Annotated in this window: 12 protein-coding genes; 4 read left to right on the forward strand and 8 right to left on the reverse strand. The window is 53.3% G+C overall.

All coding sequences use genetic code 11. The features are described from left to right. Positions 1-79 precede the first annotated feature (79 nt). Positions 80-1,780: a hypothetical protein gene (locus tag AB4N85_RS02310; RefSeq protein ID WP_460066821.1), complete on the reverse strand. Its 1,701-nt coding sequence runs from the start codon at positions 1,778-1,780 to the stop codon at positions 80-82. Beyond that, entirely contained in the window at positions 1,777-2,679 is a 903-nt protein-coding gene (locus AB4N85_RS02315; RefSeq protein ID WP_460066823.1) for a hypothetical protein, read from the reverse strand. Before AB4N85_RS02315 ends, AB4N85_RS02310 begins: the two co-directional genes overlap by 4 nt. Before the next feature lie 394 nt (positions 2,680-3,073). On the opposite strand from AB4N85_RS02315, the gene AB4N85_RS02320 reads away from it, so the two are divergent. The 3 genes from AB4N85_RS02320 to AB4N85_RS02330 all read left to right on the forward strand — a co-directional run bounded on the left by AB4N85_RS02320 (position 3,074) and on the right by AB4N85_RS02330 (position 7,754). Beyond that, the gene (locus AB4N85_RS02320; protein WP_460066826.1) at positions 3,074-3,709 is read left to right on the forward strand and encodes an HAD family hydrolase; all 636 of its coding nucleotides are present in this window, start codon (positions 3,074-3,076) and stop codon (positions 3,707-3,709) included. 264 nt (positions 3,710-3,973) lie between these two features. Then, complete coding sequence (locus AB4N85_RS02325; RefSeq protein ID WP_004416608.1) at positions 3,974-4,768, forward strand: Hachiman antiphage defense system protein HamA; 795 nt, start codon at positions 3,974-3,976, stop codon at positions 4,766-4,768. Position 4,769: 1 nt separating this feature from the next. Then, complete coding sequence (locus AB4N85_RS02330; RefSeq protein WP_038847261.1) at positions 4,770-7,754, forward strand: DEAD/DEAH box helicase; 2,985 nt, start codon at positions 4,770-4,772, stop codon at positions 7,752-7,754. A 479-nt stretch (positions 7,755-8,233) separates the two neighbouring features. Here the strand turns inward: AB4N85_RS02330 and AB4N85_RS02335 are convergent, their stop codons facing one another. Further along, positions 8,234-8,905, reverse strand: a complete 672-nt coding sequence (locus tag AB4N85_RS02335; protein WP_025168154.1) for a hypothetical protein — start codon at positions 8,903-8,905, stop codon at positions 8,234-8,236. A gap of 142 nt (positions 8,906-9,047) precedes the next feature. On the opposite strand from AB4N85_RS02335, the gene AB4N85_RS02340 reads away from it, so the two are divergent. Then, positions 9,048-10,163 (forward strand): hypothetical protein, encoded by a 1,116-nt coding sequence (locus tag AB4N85_RS02340; protein ID WP_460066831.1) that lies wholly within the window; start codon positions 9,048-9,050, stop codon positions 10,161-10,163. Between the two features lie 312 nt (positions 10,164-10,475). On the opposite strand, the gene AB4N85_RS02345 is transcribed toward AB4N85_RS02340, so the two are convergent. The 5 genes from AB4N85_RS02345 to AB4N85_RS02365 form a co-directional block, all read right to left on the reverse strand. After that, on the reverse strand, positions 10,476-10,727 hold the full coding sequence (locus tag AB4N85_RS02345; protein ID WP_038847264.1) for an antirestriction protein ArdR: 252 nt from the start codon (positions 10,725-10,727) through the stop codon (positions 10,476-10,478). Between the two features lie 113 nt (positions 10,728-10,840). Next, positions 10,841-11,263, reverse strand: a complete 423-nt coding sequence (locus tag AB4N85_RS02350) for a hypothetical protein (protein ID WP_038847266.1) — start codon at positions 11,261-11,263, stop codon at positions 10,841-10,843. Positions 11,264-11,425: 162 nt separating this feature from the next. Next, the gene (locus AB4N85_RS02355; RefSeq protein ID WP_460066835.1) at positions 11,426-13,387 is read right to left on the reverse strand and encodes an integrase; all 1,962 of its coding nucleotides are present in this window, start codon (positions 13,385-13,387) and stop codon (positions 11,426-11,428) included. Further along, complete coding sequence (locus AB4N85_RS02360; protein WP_460066837.1) at positions 13,384-15,267, reverse strand: hypothetical protein; 1,884 nt, start codon at positions 15,265-15,267, stop codon at positions 13,384-13,386. The genes AB4N85_RS02355 and AB4N85_RS02360 overlap by 4 nt, the downstream gene beginning before the upstream one ends. After that, positions 15,212-16,420, reverse strand: coding sequence for a site-specific integrase (locus AB4N85_RS02365; RefSeq protein ID WP_460066839.1), 1,209 nt, complete (start codon positions 16,418-16,420; stop codon positions 15,212-15,214). Before AB4N85_RS02365 ends, AB4N85_RS02360 begins: the two co-directional genes overlap by 56 nt. Positions 16,421-16,650 lie beyond the last annotated feature (230 nt).

Below are 16,650 nucleotides of genomic sequence, written 5' to 3' on the forward strand. Positions count from 1 at the left end.
GATACGTATAGAATCCCAGAACTGCCCAATTTACGTTTAGTCCCGATGTGCCCTCGCCACCCCTGACGAGGGAGGTCGATCAGGGAGAAGTTATTGTGGCAGCGTTCTGAACTCCGGCGAGCTTTGCGAGGTACCACGTGGGCAGTGGGTGGCGGTGCAGCCTCGCCGAAATCGCTATGAGCACTTCCCAAGGGGTGTTGTGCCACGCGAAATCCTCTGGGACAGCGGCGTGGCTCGGCACTTTCAGCGAGGCTTCGACTTCTTCTGCCGGCGTCTGTCTGAAGTCAGTCACGCTGCGCGACACACCAATGGCGTTCACATAGGCCCCGGAGCTCGTCAGCGTCTGCAGTGCCTTTTGAGGGAACCACCGCTCCTTGGTCACTCGCTCCAGCTTCGGAACAATCATCGTAGATAGTTGACCGAGACCTTCTTGATCCCTCAACAGGGCGGCCATAGTTCCCAGCAGTGGTACCAATGTCGAGGTTTTGAAGAATTCTTCTTTCTGGGTTTTCTTCCCATAGTGCAACGCCATGGCATCTTCGAGATCATCGGTATCCACCGGCATGATCCTGTTCTGCTCCAGTCCCGTTTCAAAACGATCAATGCACTCTCGTACGATGAGTTGGGTGCTGGTGACATCCCCTGCGGCCATGATTGCGGCCATGGCGAGCGAAAGGTCGATGGCCTGGCCGTCGTACACCGGCAAAAGGCAGCCGTTGTGAGCATTGATGAAAGACACGAGTTTTCCGTGCAGCGCTACGACAGCTGCCTGATCTGCTTTCATTGCCAGGAGCAGCAGAAGGGCGGTGCCCAGTCGGCCAAGCTCGTCGCATACCAAGTCCATATAGAGCACATGATCTGGGCGGTACCGCAGGACATTCCGACGGTTGAGAAGCGACGGCATTACTCGTTCGTAGTACCGCTGCAAGGCATCGGCATGAAGTTTGGCAAGCGTTTCGAATCGCTTCAGGAAGTGAGCGTCGGTCTGTAGGCCCAGGGTGATCGATTCGCCCCACAGTCGCAGCAAGAGGTATTCACCCGCGAGGACGCCAGGCTTCTGGTTCCCTTCGCTTTCGCCCCACACGAGCAGCACGGCCCACCCCACCGCAGCCGCAGCCGCGCGTTTATGGAAGCGGTTCCGGCGCGAATTTTCGGAAACGTCCGGGTCATCTGCCAGGGGGCTCATGCAGTCATCGGCGAAGCGCACGAACCGGGTGAATGACGCCTGCGTGTCTTCCAGGCCGGCCAGCGCAGCCCTCAGGTCAGACTTTCCCTTGTCTAGTAACAGCGCATCGTCGAAAAGATACTGCTCAATGAACGGGCTCAATTGATCCATGCCCCAGAATTCCAGCGAGCACAGCGGTGAGAATTCCGTCACCTCTTTCGACAGCGCAGAAAAATCCGACTGCGCGTCTTGCTTCAGGATACCGTTGGAAACCAAGACGATGCGCTTTTTCAGCGCCCGCAAGGGTTCTGGCACTCGGTTCCGGACGTACTCGGTCGACGCCTGGCGGATGGAGGGCAGGATGGCCTGCTGAGAGCCGTAGAAGTCGTTCCGGCTTACATTTCCGAACTTGATCACGAACAGAAAGACCTCGGGCTCACCTTGGGCATTCTCTTTGGTCGACATCACGTCGACGCCACCCTGATTCACACCAACCTGGGCACGGCTCAGCACCGAATGGCTCATGGCCTGGAGAAGATCCGGAAGGAGGGCATCCAGTTCGTCGCGTTCGCGAAGCCCAGACAGATAATGCGAAAGAACCAGCTGGATACTCATTGGCTAGGTTCCTCCCATAATTGATGCACCAAATGGCTGTAGAAGAGCGGATCGGCAGTCCAAGTCTGAGGCAGTTCCACGCTCATTTCGTGTGTGAACATTGGGATCATCGTCTCGACGGTTCCCTGATCATTCTGGTACTCCACGGCCACTTGGTGGGAATACTTGAAGTGTTCAGACAGCATGAACATATCGGCCAGGAAGGAATCATCTCGGGCCTGCTCGGTCACCGCTCGACTTTCGTTTCGGCGCATGTACCGGAAGCTTCGGCGCATCTCTGATGGCATCTGAAGTTCAGCGAGGTGTGGCAGGGCCTCTAGCTCACGGAGTTCGGAGGTCAGCCTTTCGGCGAGGTGCAGGGCGAGCGGCGAATCGACAAGCGGAGAGGACTCTACCTCCAGCAGGCGCTTACAGGTGGCCGGATGCTCGACTGCTAGAAATCCTAAGACCGTGGCCGTGGTGCTCGAAATCAGAGGGCTATGGGCGAGGTCTTCATTTATGCTCAAAACCCAACCCAGAGTGACGACTACCGGCGCATCCAGCGCACACAATCGACGAGCTACCATGGCGGCGCATTTTTCTGAATAACCGGACAGCGTGAATCTCAGCAACTTGGGGTGCTGGAAGTATTGGACGGCGACCTCATGGGTCAATGCCTTGCTAAGCCTGTAATGCCCCTTGCTCCCGATCCAATCGCAGGCTGCCCGCGCAAACCATTCGGGGGTCGCGATCTTGCGAATGCACCCTTTTGCCTCCTCCAGGAGTGTCTCAGCGTCCACGCCCGACTGTTCCGCTTCTCGCCACAGCGCATAGAACTCATCCAGCAATGCCTGGCCATCCTGCTCAGGGTCGGCTCGGTAAAGGCGAAGGTAAAAATCGTTGAACCGCATCATGTCCATCTACATGGGCTCCTAAACGAGAGTAAGCGCTTGTTGCAAAGGACTTCGTTGTGGCTGAGGTTGGTCGCGCGCTATGAGGCGGGCAACATCCGCTATCCAACCATCACATTCCGCTACCGCACGACCTCTAGACGGCAGCGAAGGCGCGGGCGGCTCCCAGTCGGATGCCAGCCCGAGATTACCCGGAAAAGCGCAGATAATTCTGGATATTTGTGATGTGTGTTACAAATCTGAAAAGGGGTACCCTTGAAATTTTTTTGCGCGACGGAGTTTTATTATTTGAGAGCAAAAATTTTTTAGGGTGCCTGCACCACCGCCGATGCAGGATCTACCCTAGCGATCTTGACGCGGCCTGTCTGCTCGAAGAAAAGGGTTCAAACAGGAGTTTCGTCGCATGCCGATCGTAGCCACGATTTTCGATGCTTTTGGAACGGTCGTTCAAATTGGACGGAAGCGCCATCCGTATAGGCAGCTCCTTCGCCTCGGCGCTCTTCAAGGCCGTAGGCCAAGTGCTGCTGACCTTCATCGTTTGATGACTGCCAACCTCAGCCTGGACGCTGCTGCCGAAACGTTTGGTATTGGCTTGAGCCCCGAGCAGATGAAGTCCTTGCAGCATGACCTTGAGGAGGAGCTGGACTCCATCACTGTGTATCCCGATGCAATCGATGCGCTTCGGTTGCTCAAGGCCGAGGGGATGGCCACGGGTATCTGCTCAAACTTGGCCGCTCCCTACGGCCCGGTTCTGCGCCAACGTCTCAGCCATGTCGATGGGTTTGCCTTGAGTTATGACGTCGGAGTGATGAAGCCACATCCAGGTATTTATCGCGAGATCTGTCACCAGCTAGGAGTTACTCCACGCCTGGACATGCCACATTCAGGTGAGCGTGTCGCGATGATTGGGGATTCCGTGCAGTGCGATCAGGATGGCCCAAGAACTGTCGGGATCTCCGGCTTCCATCTGGACAGGAAGGGGAGTGGTTCTATCTCCAGCTTGATGCAGTTCGCAGAGCTCGCATTGAAGACAGCCTGATGTTTCTCGGCTCGCAGCGCGAATCTATAGGACGCTGAAGCCTTGATTGGATGCGATCGTTCGCGTGCGTGGCCGTCAACTACCTGAGAGGCATTCTTGGTAAGTACGACTGAGGCTGAAAGGGGGGCGTACCATCAGGCTATCGGTTGACATCTGCCCGGTTGTTTGGCGTACCGTAGTGGCCATTAACCACCAATCGGTAACTGGGCACTGGGTTGACTGCTAAGCCTGCTGCCGAGCTTTGATCTAGGACGACCATCAGCCATGGATGATCTCGGTTTTGACTTTGCCAACGCGGTGCCGTGGTTTGCTCATGAGCAGGAGCTGCCCTATGTGCTGGTGAGGATGACTGCCCAGAACGTAGCACTCCTGGAGGCAGCCATGGCCGAACCGCTGCGCCGTTGCTACATCACTGACGGCGCTCTTGCGGCAGCGGTAGCACGCCATGGAGTAACGCCTGCTGATGTTCTAGCTGCCAAGCTTCCCGATGCCGGGGCAACCATGGCGGGGGATTTCGGAGAAGTGCTTGGCTACTTCTACCAGTCCACCAAGGAGCATCCTGATCCAGCCATTGGCCCCAAGAAATGGCGGCTCAAGCAGGACAGAACGAAGCCAGCGCCCAAGTCAGACGTCGTTCACTTCATCATGCCCAACCGACCTGCTGCGAGCGCGGATGATCAGGTTCTTTGCTCTGAGGTGAAGGTCAAATCTACCAGCGCTGCCTCAAATCCAATCGGCTCGGCTATCGCTGACTGCGCTAAAGATCGCACCAGTAGGCTTGCGAGCACATTGGTGTGGTTGCGCGAGCGTGCGCTGTTTGAGGATCTGGGAGATGTCGATATCCCGCTCCTTAACCGCTTCATCAATGCCGTTGATCATCCACCAACGACTCAGCGCTTCCGGGCAGTCGCTGTCATCTGTGAAAGCCTGCTCACTGCAGAGCTCCCCAATGCCCCGGTGACGGCCAGCAGTGAGTACACCCTTGTGGTGATCTCCGTGCCGAATCTTTATACCACTTACAACGCGGCCTTCGAGGCTGCGCGGGCGACGGTGCGTTGATATGAGAGCTTCCCTGCAGACCTGGATCAACGATGCAGACAAGGCCCGGCATTTGGGCCAGTTTTCCGTAGCTGCGTTGCCCATTGAACTGGCTCAAATCAGCAACCGATCTACGGATTATTACATTTCGCTTGTCGGAGAGCTGTTCGACGGCCTTCACTCCACGACGGTCTCAGGCGATGACTGGGCGCAGTTGGGAAACGCTTTCCTCCAGTTCTCGAAAGACATGCCGGCTGAGCAAATTGAAGCGATGGGTATCTCAAAGAATGAGGCGGCATTGTTTTCTGCTGCCGCGTTCTATTTTGGGGATTTCCCAGCGTCAGCCTGCTTGGCCATGAGGCAGTCGTCGCCGCCCGCCGATCCGTTGAGTCCATGGGCTGCATGCTATGACTTCCTGGCGCGGCCAGAAACGCTGGTATCTCAAACGGCACACCAGGTGCAGGAGCACCTGCGAACAGGTGATCTTCCTGGTCTGCGACGCATTGTGGAGGCGAGCGCTAGCGAGGCGGACAACGCCTTGCAGGTTGGGCCAGATCAGTGGGTGGCGGCGGCTTTACTCAGCCGCCTTCTGGCCCGCTTCGATGCATCGAATACCCGAGCTGTGCTGCCGGATGGCGCAGATGCATTCTGGACGCCGCTGATCAACGCCTTCATAGATCGCAAGCCATCAACGTGGGAGTTCTTCCCCTCTCAGATTCAGGCCATCGATGAAGGGCTGCTGAGCACCTCCGAAAGCTATGCGCTACAGATGCCAACTGGGGCTGGCAAAACCACGCTCTGCGAGACGCTGCTGTACTGGCACCTGAAGCGAAATCCTACGCACGTCGCGATCATGATCGTGCCGTACCGCTCGTTGGCTTCGGAGCTTCGACACTCACTGGTTCGTCAGCTGAATGCTCTCGGCATCGCGGCGCGGTGCGCGTATGGCGGCACGATTCCGTCGGGAGACGAGGTACATGGGCTTGATCATATCAACGCGCTGATCGCGACACCTGAGTCGCTGTCCGGAGTCCTCAGTGCCGATCCAGCCTTCGCTCAGCGAATATCGCTGGTCATTTGCGACGAAGGGCATTTGCTCGACAGCGCCGGCAGGGGAATTGGCCTTGAGCTGCTGTTGGCTCGGATGAAGGCCCGCCTGGTCAACCCGATCCGCTTCGTGTTCATGTCGGCGATCATCCCCAATATCGAGGAAATCAACGCCTGGCTCGGAGGGGACGATGACACGGTCATCAGAAGCACCTATCGGCCAGCCATCGCGGAGTTCTCCGTGCTGCGATCATCCGGCGCCGGGGTCAACAAGTCTGTACGTCTGGACATGCACCCGCACGCACAGCAGCGGCAGTACTCGATCCATGGTTTTCTGGATAGAACCAACTTCCAGTACCGGAATCCCCAAACCCGCCGAACCAACACCTATACCTTCACTTCTACCAAGACCCTGGCCGTCGGTGCAGCCCGCAAGGTGTTGTCGATGGGGACGACGGCAATTTTTGCCGCCAATAAACGAGGACATCAGGGTGCGATTGGCTTGGCAGAAGAGCTCATCAAACAGCTAGAGTGCCCACTGCCATTACCGAAGCCCGTGGATTTCGCCGATCTCGATGTAATTAGGTCGCGCATCGAGTATCTCGAAACCGAGTTCGGTGACAGCTGGATCGGCGCGAAGGCGCTGCGTAATGGCGCGGTGTTGCACCACGGAGACATCCCTCAGGAGACGCGGGAGGTCTTGGAAGAGTTATTGCGGGATCGGAAGATCCAATTGGTGATCTGTACCAGCACGCTCGCGGAGGGGGTCAACCTGCCGATCCGCTCACTTGTTCTGTATTCGGTGCAACGTCGCGTTGGCAGCGGGCAACCCGAGAACATGCTTGCCCGCGACATCAAGAACTTGGTGGGTCGAGCCGGTCGCGCCGGTGCCAATACCAAGGGCCTGGTGATGTGCGCTAATCCTGACCAATGGTGGATCGTTCAACCTGTAGCCACCGCAGGTGCAGGAGAGTTAGTCAGGGGGTCTCTGCGGAAGTTGATCGTTGCGCTTGAAGAGCATCTGAGAACCACCGGCATCGTGCTCAGCAATGAGTTCTTGGAAGCCCAGTCAGCCAGTCATTCGCTCATCGACGGGGTGGATGCGACGCTAATTGAGTTAATGGCAGAGGAGATTGGAGACGCCGATTTTGTGAGACTGGCTGCTGACCTGTCTGACCATACCTTTGCTGCCCAGCAATTACCTGCCGCTGCCGTCGTCACGCTCCGGACTGTTTTTGAGCTGAGAGCGCAGCGTCTGATCGGGCTGAGGGTGGATGGCAAGATCGCCTGGCTGCAAGATACGGGTGCCAAGGTGCGCCTGCTGGATTTCGTCGAACAGACCCTGCTACCCAGCAGAGTTAATTGGACTGCTGCAGTCGATCCCGTAGCTGACGAGCTGCTGACTGCCATCCTGGAGTGGGCATGGCAGGACAGGGAGCTGAAGTCGGACGTACGTGTGGCTTTCCGACTGGAAGATAGCCAAAACACTGAGCATGCGAAGTCCAGGTTCTTCGAGATCGTTCGCAAATGGGTACACGGCGCAACGTTCGCAGAAATTGCCGGATCCACCCGGATGGAGGTGGACGATGTCCTGGGAATTCACACTCGCGCCGTTACCTACTCGTTGCAAACATTGGTTGAGCAGGGCATCTCGCTGCTTGCCCGGCTGTTGCTCGAACGCGGTATCGAAGTGAACGAAGGAGTGACGGCTCTCGTCGAACATCTCAAATTCGGCACACCTTCGCGCATTGGGGTATTGCTGGCGAATGGCGGAGTGAGGCATCGCAAGGCGTTTGTCGAATTGGGGAACGCGATGCAGGCGCTCACCACTCCGATTACTGCAGCAAACGCCAGGACATTCGCACGACGTTCGCTTGAGGCCCATTCAGGAGCATGGCGTGACGCCCTGGGTGAGTTTGTGTTCTCTAACACGCTGACGGATGTGGGCAGAGTAGGGTAGGTCGTCTAACTTAAATTAGAGACTGATGTTGGTCTAAATTGCTTTAGGAAACTGAGGCCACAAAAAAGCCCCGTTGCACAGGCGGGGCTTGCTCATTGCTTAAACTTTACTCGGCTCAGTCAGAAGTAACCAACGCTGGCTTTCATCTCGGGGGACTCGCTGGCAAACTGGGCGCGGCCATTGGTGCATGCCGTACAGCGGTGGATTCCGAGTACGCCCCGAACGACCGGCAAGCCTCCTCGACCAGTGAGAAAGAATATCCATCACCTCTTATCTTGCGAATACGTCTACCCACGCTGGATACGCATCTAGCTGAGCCAGGTTTAGGGCGGAATTGGTATCTAGCGCAACAATAATCTGGGTGTCGACAATGATAAGGCGAGGCGGCGTCGATCGATGCATTTAATATCTGTCTAGTTAGCTAATTAACGAGGGTGCGTCTTGAAGTAGTGAGCGATCGAGTCGACCGGTTAGCGAGATCAGCGATCCTCTTCCTCTTGGGCACTAGGGTGCCAGAGCCATTCAATGCCCCAAAGCGGGCGGCCTGCTTGGATATCTTTTATTACACTGAGGTGCGCGTCATATGCTGGCTTTTTAAAGGTTGTCCAACTTTTTCCTAGTTTTAGGGCGGTTTTAAATTTCTTCTGAAGATCAGATCCTTTGTGCTTCGGGTGGGCAAGATAGCTGTCGATCGCATTTAGGAGTTGTCGGTCTAAAGGCGGGTGAAGTGCTGAGATCTTACTTTGGTCGGCGTCCGATGAGGCACACACCAGTTTTGACTTGAGATAAACATTCACAAGCTTTTGGGCTCGACCGTAACTGCATATGAGGTCATGCTGGCTTGAATATTCATCTTTAGTAATCTCATCTTTCCAGGTTCGTGTGTAGGTCAACTTACACGCTATTTTTATGACATTGCGGAATTGTAGGTCTAAAAAGGCGTCAATTTCTTTTGGTGGAGGCAGGTCGTCGGGCGTCGAAATTCGTCCCACCCCTGACTCATTAATCAACTGAGTGGCCACTGCCATCGTGTGGCCAGGGCCTTGCCTGGAGTACGCTCGGCCCGCTGCCCAAATCGCGAATCGATGGCGGTGTTCAGCAATACTGTAGCTATCCTGCATTCTGTGCCTCGCTTGGATCTGCTTTTGCATTTCGATATCAATAGCTCTTGGTGGCATTATAGTGCCAGCATTGCCAGGCCGCCACGTGTTACCGGCTGATCAGATGGATCATGGTGATAGACGATTTAACGAAGCTATCTTGTCGCTGAATTGAAATTCTACAAGGGTATTTATGAAGGTTACGCCAGCTAATACGAGTCTGTTTGGGGAAGATGCGGGGGTGGTAAAAGCCTATTTTGAATCTTTTTCCCAGTGTTTGGCGGAGAGGTTCGAGGTTCAGGCTGAATTTTTTGCCACCTATTTAGGTACTTTTGAGCTGTTTTTGATGACGAGGGAGGGGGATGGGGATTTATCTCCCCTAGAGGTAGCCGTCAATACATTGGTGGAATGGTTTGATAAGCTCGAAAAATCGGCTGCACAAGCTATTTTTACTAAGGCAGAAGAAGGCTGTAGAGAGGGTAATGACTCTTTCTGGTCGATGCTTAATTCTGATCCTAGAATTCACAAGGGTTACAGTTTCAAAGAGAGTGTTGATAAGCAGTTTGAGGTAATTGGTAAGGTTTTGGAATTTATGGTGGCGAGGGAGGGTTGGTTGATTGCCGCTTTCCAAAGAAACCATGTTGATGTGGATAAAGATATACCCTTGCATTTTCTGTGGGACGGCTGCAGGTCTTTCTTTGGGGAGGACGGTAACCTCGCTGTTGTTGGTGAGAGTTTATTCGGTGTTCCACTTAATCAATGGCGAAATATTGCGGTGCATAAGAGTTACAAGTGCTTGGGTGGAAAGATTGAAGTAAGCTATGGCAGGGATGTATTAAAAGTTGTAACGCTTTCTGGGGAAGAGCTTGGGCGTGTATGCATGGAGATATACAAGTTTAGGGTTGGGGTTAAACTTGTTACAGGGCTGGCGTTGATAATTTTGGCTGCAAGGGGGCAAGACCTTGTTGAGGCTGTTCAGCTTTCTCCTCGGTCGTTTTTACATGATCTAAATTATTTGCTCGGTCGGTACGGTACTCAGGTGGAAAGCTTTGAGCTTCTGGATGAGTTGGTGATGGATGGGGGGAAGTTTGAGGTGCCCGATGGTTTTTCGATCTTCGATGTAAAGATTGCCTGTGATGACGCTAAAGATAGTGATGATGCCCGTCTCCCAGATATGGCAGTGCGGATCGCAAAAGTGCTTTCATATGTGTTTGGTGATCACAATAGTCTTCCTGAAAAAGAAAAGATTTTACTGCATTTCACGCGGTCGCCCGATAATGGGTTTCATATGATTTATACATATGATTAATATGATCGTGTAGCTTGATTTGGGCGTTGTGCCTGGGGCGGAGCGAGGGGCGAGCACTATTGTTTAGATGGGGAGCAAGCGTCGAGATGCAATTTTCTGCGAATTGGTAAGAAGACCCTGGTCTGGGGTACCTGAACAAGGGCACCCATGATGAGGCTGATCGGGAAGACATTGATGCGGATGTAGCCGAGCAGGCGGTTGAACTGTTGGAGGGCATCAAAGCTCTGCGCCTGCGTGGGCCATGATTGTCTTGGAGCAACGGGGCTTAACGGAAAAATCCGGATAACTGAGTGGAACTCGGGTTTCTCTTTTCTATTGTTCATCGGGGTTAACAGCGACCCACGCTTTCGCGCCGTTGTAGTCGTCGCCGCCTTGAGCCTGGAAGACAAGACCAGCCTTGTCCACGGCGTAGACGCCTGGGCGCTCGCTTTCTGGATCGCGCAGTTCGTTCTTCCAGCCGTACACCTCGCCTCCCCACACCAGCACAACGCCTCCAGCTTGTTCCTGGTTACCTGCCCGCCACTTGGTGGCGGTTGCGCGTAGCGCATCTATCAGCTGTGTCATGAGTGAGGTTTGCTCCTTCACTTCATCGAAGTATCACGGTACCAACTGGACGTCGACGATGATGGTGAGGGCAAGCTGCTGCGGCCTACCCTCACCATCAGCGCTCAATCGGGTCAGGGGCGGCTCGGCGGATGAAGGGGGACAACATTGTCAAGCTGGCGCAAACGGCGCTCCGACTTCTCCCAGGCTCGCAGTAGCATGAGCTCCCGGCCCAGCGCCGCTTTGTACTTGTCCTCAAAAGATCCTGCTTCAGCTTTGGCTTTTGCTGTCTTGGCCTTGGCCTCTTGTATCTTCAACGCACCAGGAAGACTCTGCTCCTCCTGCTCCTTTGCACGCTGCTTGATCTCGCGAATCAACGCTGCATAAACGGAGCGCTGTTTCTTGATGCTACCCGCGCTCTTACCTGCCTCCATGGCCACCGCGTTGAGTGTGATCTTCGTACCGGCTGGAACCACTTCGCTCTTGCCTGCCACGAGGCGATTGAGGGCAGCGTAATAGGGCTTCAGGGTACTCGACTCTTCAGGGCTGTCCGGCATCGGTGATTCCTTTGAAAATCAGTGATGGCTGTGGTGATGGGGGGGCATTGCCGCCCTTGCGAGCACAGCTTGGTTGAGGGCATCAGGGGATCCGCATGGGAGGCGGGTCGCACCTGTTGCCCGTCATATCGCAGATAACATGGCATGGGTCGATATGCAGCTCTACCCCTTCGCGATGATCCGGTCTCGTATCTCTATGAAGTTGGCAAGGTTTTGCTCCTCTGCTCGGTACTCTATGCTTTTGGGATCAAGCTGCTCAAGGTCGAACCTCATGATGTTGATGGTCTCATTCATAACTGACTCCTTGGCTACAAGCGCTGAGCACCCTGGACATGTCTCGTAATTGCCGTGAGCACGCTTGTCACAAGGTTCTGCAGATGTACAAATTCCGAGCGGGCTTTCCATGTATGACCTAAGCCCCAGCTTTGCCTGGCGCTGCATTTCCTCCTCAGTCTCACTCAGCCAGACAGAGTCATTACGTTCCTTCATGAGTTGCCGTCCCCGAGCGCCATATAGACGCTCCACAGATTTGTAGACATCCCGAATGAACATGGCCCCATCGGCTTCCTGCTTGGCCTTCCTGAGCTCTTGGGTGAGCTCCGGGTTAATGAGCGCAAAGTAGTAGTTTTTCGCCGAGCAACCTTTGGAGTAGTACTGGGACATGACTCTGGTGAGGTGGGTTAAGAGGCGCTTCAGCGAGGGCAGTGTGATCAACCCACTCTGAGCCGCAAATACCGCCATTGAACGTCGGAATTGATGGCTCGAAGCATGCCACGGTTTCCCAATCTGATATTTCTTGTCGCCCCGCCAGTTTCGTAGCGGGTCGATGGTCTCCAGCTCAAGGATGTCCTCGTTTGTTATGAGAACAGGATCAAGGCGGTATTCCAAGTTCCGCTTTTTGAAGTGCCCGGCTTTGGCATCTTTTCTGCCATTGCTTATGGGGTGTACGGAGGTGCTCAGAAAGAGTGAATCCTTGTGGCTGGAGAAGGGGGCAAGAATAGAGTTGATCTTGGTAAGTGCGTCGATAGGCTTTAAAATGGCATCAGTTGTGATCCACTTTGTTGGTTTGGCCTTGCTATGCTGCTTAGTACTGATTCCGATTACATAAAGCGCTTTTTTGTTCCATCCTTCCACCGGTTCCAAGCAATCTTTGCCAAGCCCCGTCACTTCATGATCACGCATCAGGGTGAAAAGGTGAATAAGGTTCTTTGCGCAATGTGCCGCTAGCGAAAGGAAGCTCAGAAGCGAAGGAGCGCTGACCAATTTGTAACGCTGGCATAAGTCAACCAAATTTAAATCTGTTATGGCCTCCTCGAATGTGATCGGGTTCCGCATGTGCGCGATTTTTTGAGCCTCTGTACCTGGGCGGCTAAGCTCTCTGTAATGGGTGTTTTCCTCTTTGGCAAAATAGGGATTTTCTAATGACCGCCGTAAGAAAATATCGATCTTGTAGTGGTTCTGAATATAGTCGTCCAGGCAGATAGAATATTGATTGTACTTTTTCAGCAGGATTCGACTAGGAATGATTGGGGTCTGCTGTCCCTCGTTCCGCGAAGAGCGTGCGATTTTCTGCATGTAGGGAAATATTTTGCCATCCAGCGTCAGGCCCCTCTGGCTGCTATCAAGCTGGTTTAGCGTTCGGACTAATGCTACAAGGTCTCGATTCAAGGTTTGGGGTATGGACTGCTGGAACGCCTTGAATGTTTCGAATGATGAAAAGACACTTTCAGCGGTAATGTTTGCACTTGCGCAATAACGGCACACTTTCTCCAGTAATTGTCTCAATTTGTGCATCGTGGAGATGCGAAGGGGAAGTCCTGTTTTGTTGTTCGGAGCAAACATCTTGATGATGAAGAGTTTTTTACACAGCAACGTATTGGCGAGGGAGTGCGTGTTAGGGGTATAGAACGGCAAGAAACTGAAATATGGATTGTCGCCCACGTGGAATGCAAAATCAGCCAATTTCCACTCATCGTCCCCGAGCAGGGTGATACCAGTCTCATCGCTAGAAATAACTGTTTGCTCGCTAAGTCGGCGAAAATCCATACCGTAGTAAATACGGGCGTGGAGGTCTTTCGCGTGGCGCATGCTATGGCGTTGGGTATCATTAGTGGATTTGCTCATTGGATCACCTTGGTTCGGATGAGTCGGCTGTAGAGTCGTTCCCAGTAATCGGTAAGATGAAAGTTTTCTGTGATCTCAAGTGTGATTCGTTCAACTAACGTTCTGGCCTCCGGCCGGAATTGGATAAGTTCGGCCATTAATGCATCGATGCGGAGAATCGCATTGCCATGAACGGTGTGGAACTGATGTGCGTCGGTGCAGGCATTCAAAAACTCTGAAGTGACCCAGCGCATACTCAATACCTTTCGGATAGAGTTCTCGTCAGCATGCATGCGGAATTTGCTGCAAAAAATACATCCCACGAAGTTTCGGCAATTTGGCTGGTAGGCTTCCGGGGGCTCTACGGTCTCCTCGGGTTCCCCGCCTCCGCATCCTGATGCAGGCGTAGGGAGGGTGTAGTGGCTTTCGAAGATCGTTCGCGCGAGTGTCATGACCTCGGTGATCTCGTCGATGGCGGTTTTTTCTTCTGCGCTAGCATAATGCTTTAGGACAGTTTTACCGCTTGTTTGCATGAGGGCCGAGACTACTTCTACAGGATGGCCGGTACTCAGTAAGTAAACAGACTTGTACTTACGCAGCTTCTGATATCCCAGGCCAGAAAATTTTGGTTCGAGAAAACTCCTGATTTTACCGTTAGCAAAATGTATGCAGGAGGATTTGATTGGGATTGGTTTGGCCACATCCAGGGTGATGTTTATGAAGAGGTAGGGGTGTGGCAGGCCATTGGTGAGGTACTCGCGAAGTTTCAAGAATTTCTTGAAGTCCTTGAGGAATGGCTTCTGGATCTCAAAATACTGCTCCATGCCGCCAGCGCGCTGCTTGATAACGACAAAGCCGGCATTTTCACTGTTTTCTACTGTGTAGTCATTCGACCACACGAGCTTGCGCATTGGGGCTTCATTCATCCCAGTATTGGCTACAAAATGAGAGATGAATGCATCTTGGGCCAAGGCGGCTAACCAAATCCGCTTTCGGTGGCGGAGGTTGAAGTTCGCATCATTCAGCTCGCGTAACGCTTCGTGCCTCTGCCTGATTAAGTGACGTTCTGTCTGTGATGACCTGGCCTTGCATTCTTCCAGGGAATTGACCTTTCCGTCGCGGTAATTCCAAAAGTTATGATTCCCGACTTTCGCCGTCTGATGTACTGCTGGAGTGGTAATCGCATACTCTGCTGGAAGCAAAGTGGCTTCGGTGTCCATGTAGGGAATGCGGCACGGAAATGCCAAGCCTTTAAGCACAAAGTCTGTTAGGCCGTCAAATAAATAGCGATAGCGAGTGAGGTGGGCAGTCATCTCCTCCATTGAGGGTGTTTCAGTTGTCTCCTTATTGAGGCTGCTGTGAGAGATGATAGGCAGGTCAGTGAGGAAATTAAGAGGAGAACCTGGGAAAATAATGTAGGCACTTTTGATCGCCTGACTCTGAAGGCGATTGGCAGTGAAGGTGCCGATACCTTCAGCACTCTGAACTTGCCATTGCAAGTGAATAGAGAACTCATCCAAGGCAGTTTTGTACGCTTCTGCGTTGGCTAGGAAGCCGCAGTGTTGATTGGCATCACACCAGTCGCTGAAACTTACGAACTCGGTCGCGTTGGTATAAAAGGTATACCCACTGCCGATATGTCGGTTTCCCGTTTCTGCGCACCATGCACGAATAGCGCGTGCACGCGCAGGGCAGAGAGATGACTCATCTACCGGCTTGGGGATCTTTCGGCTGTCGGCGTCACGGGCGCCATAGCAGAGTGAACCGATACTGATTTTTCGGTCACTGGTGCAGCGAATTACAAGACGCTCAATCGCGCAATTGGAGATGACAGTTTGGTATTGGTCATTCGTCAGTGTCTCCAGGTTGAGGAGGTGGACGGTTTGCTCGGCGCTTTTCATTCTTCACCATTTCCGTTCGGACGAGGCTTTCGAGATGAATTTCGAAGCCTGATTGTGCTTGGGCCAGGCGCGGGTGATCCTGGTAGTATTTGAGGTAGCGCATCGTCACGTTTATATCCTCTTGGTTTAATCTATTTTTCAAAGTGTCTAAAAGTTCGAGTTGGTTCATCTTTCCGTTCTCCATGTCGCCGTTGTTATCTTCGATAAGGTTCATGCCAAAAGTGGCCCTTAGATCATGAAGCTGGTAGTTGAATCTTTTGTTATCTCGCTTCACTACATCTATGACCTTCTTGCAGAAGTGGCGTAGGGCTGAGCCTTTTTCGGTGCTGAAGTCGAATAAGTGCTCGTCTGCCTTCGCCACGTAATACGGTTTTCCTGTGCGAGTCAGGAAAATGTACTGCTGAGAATCTTCCGTGATTGGGGACTTGGCCGCGCGTTGTTTGTGTCTGTCGGAATTTATATAAACGTGCAGCATGTGGTGAACCCATGCGGGCATCATGATCACTTGTTCCTTGCTGTTCTTTGCCTCCACCGGGCTATCTTCGAAGGCTACGTTAATTCCGTACAACGCATACTTATTGGGGTCGTCCTCGTCCCCCACCCCTTGCGTGATGGAGTCGTGACGTAGTGTAAGGTTGGTCTGCACCCGCATTCCGGTTGTCAGCCCAACAATGTGCACTAACAGCATTTCTGGGTTTCCCAATTCAAACAGTGCATGCATAACGCGATCTTGGTTTTCGCGAGATATTGGGCAGAGCTTTCCTCCGTCAATAATGTATTTGCCTACCGGTATGGACTTGCTTTTTTTGAAGGTCAAGTCAGTTGAGATAACTTCCTTTATGTGGGTATTTCCATGCCGGTCAGTGTATGGGATTTGCCGAGTCGTACTTACCCACATTGGCTGCTTCGGCTTGAAGTTTCGGGTGGTGGTAAGCCATCGATACAGTCCTTGAACACTGTAGATCTTACGGTTGCAATAACCTTTGCTACGAGCACCGCTCATGATTTCGCTTTTGAGTGTCGCCCTGTATCGGTATGTGGGGCGAAGGGATTGGGGGCCGTCAAAGTTCAGAAAGTCCAAGCCGCTGTCATCCATCTTGTTCATGAAGTCAGCAAGATCACCCGCAGCGTTCGCTGCAGAGGATTCGCTCATGCCCTGTTCCGTAATTGACTCGAATAGATAGAGACTCCCTTCCTGCCACAACGCGCCATCGGGGCGCAGGATTACGTATAGGTGAGGGGCGTACTCGTCGGAGAGATGGATTGGCCTGGTGGGATAGGGATCGGCCTGGCTTTCATCAGCATCGGAAGCAGCAATCCAGTCAAAAGCCTCTTCGGGCTTACAGGGCTCCCAAAGCCTCACGTTCTTGAGGGATACCTTGC

The organism is Pseudomonas sp. H1_G08, assembly GCF_054681355.1.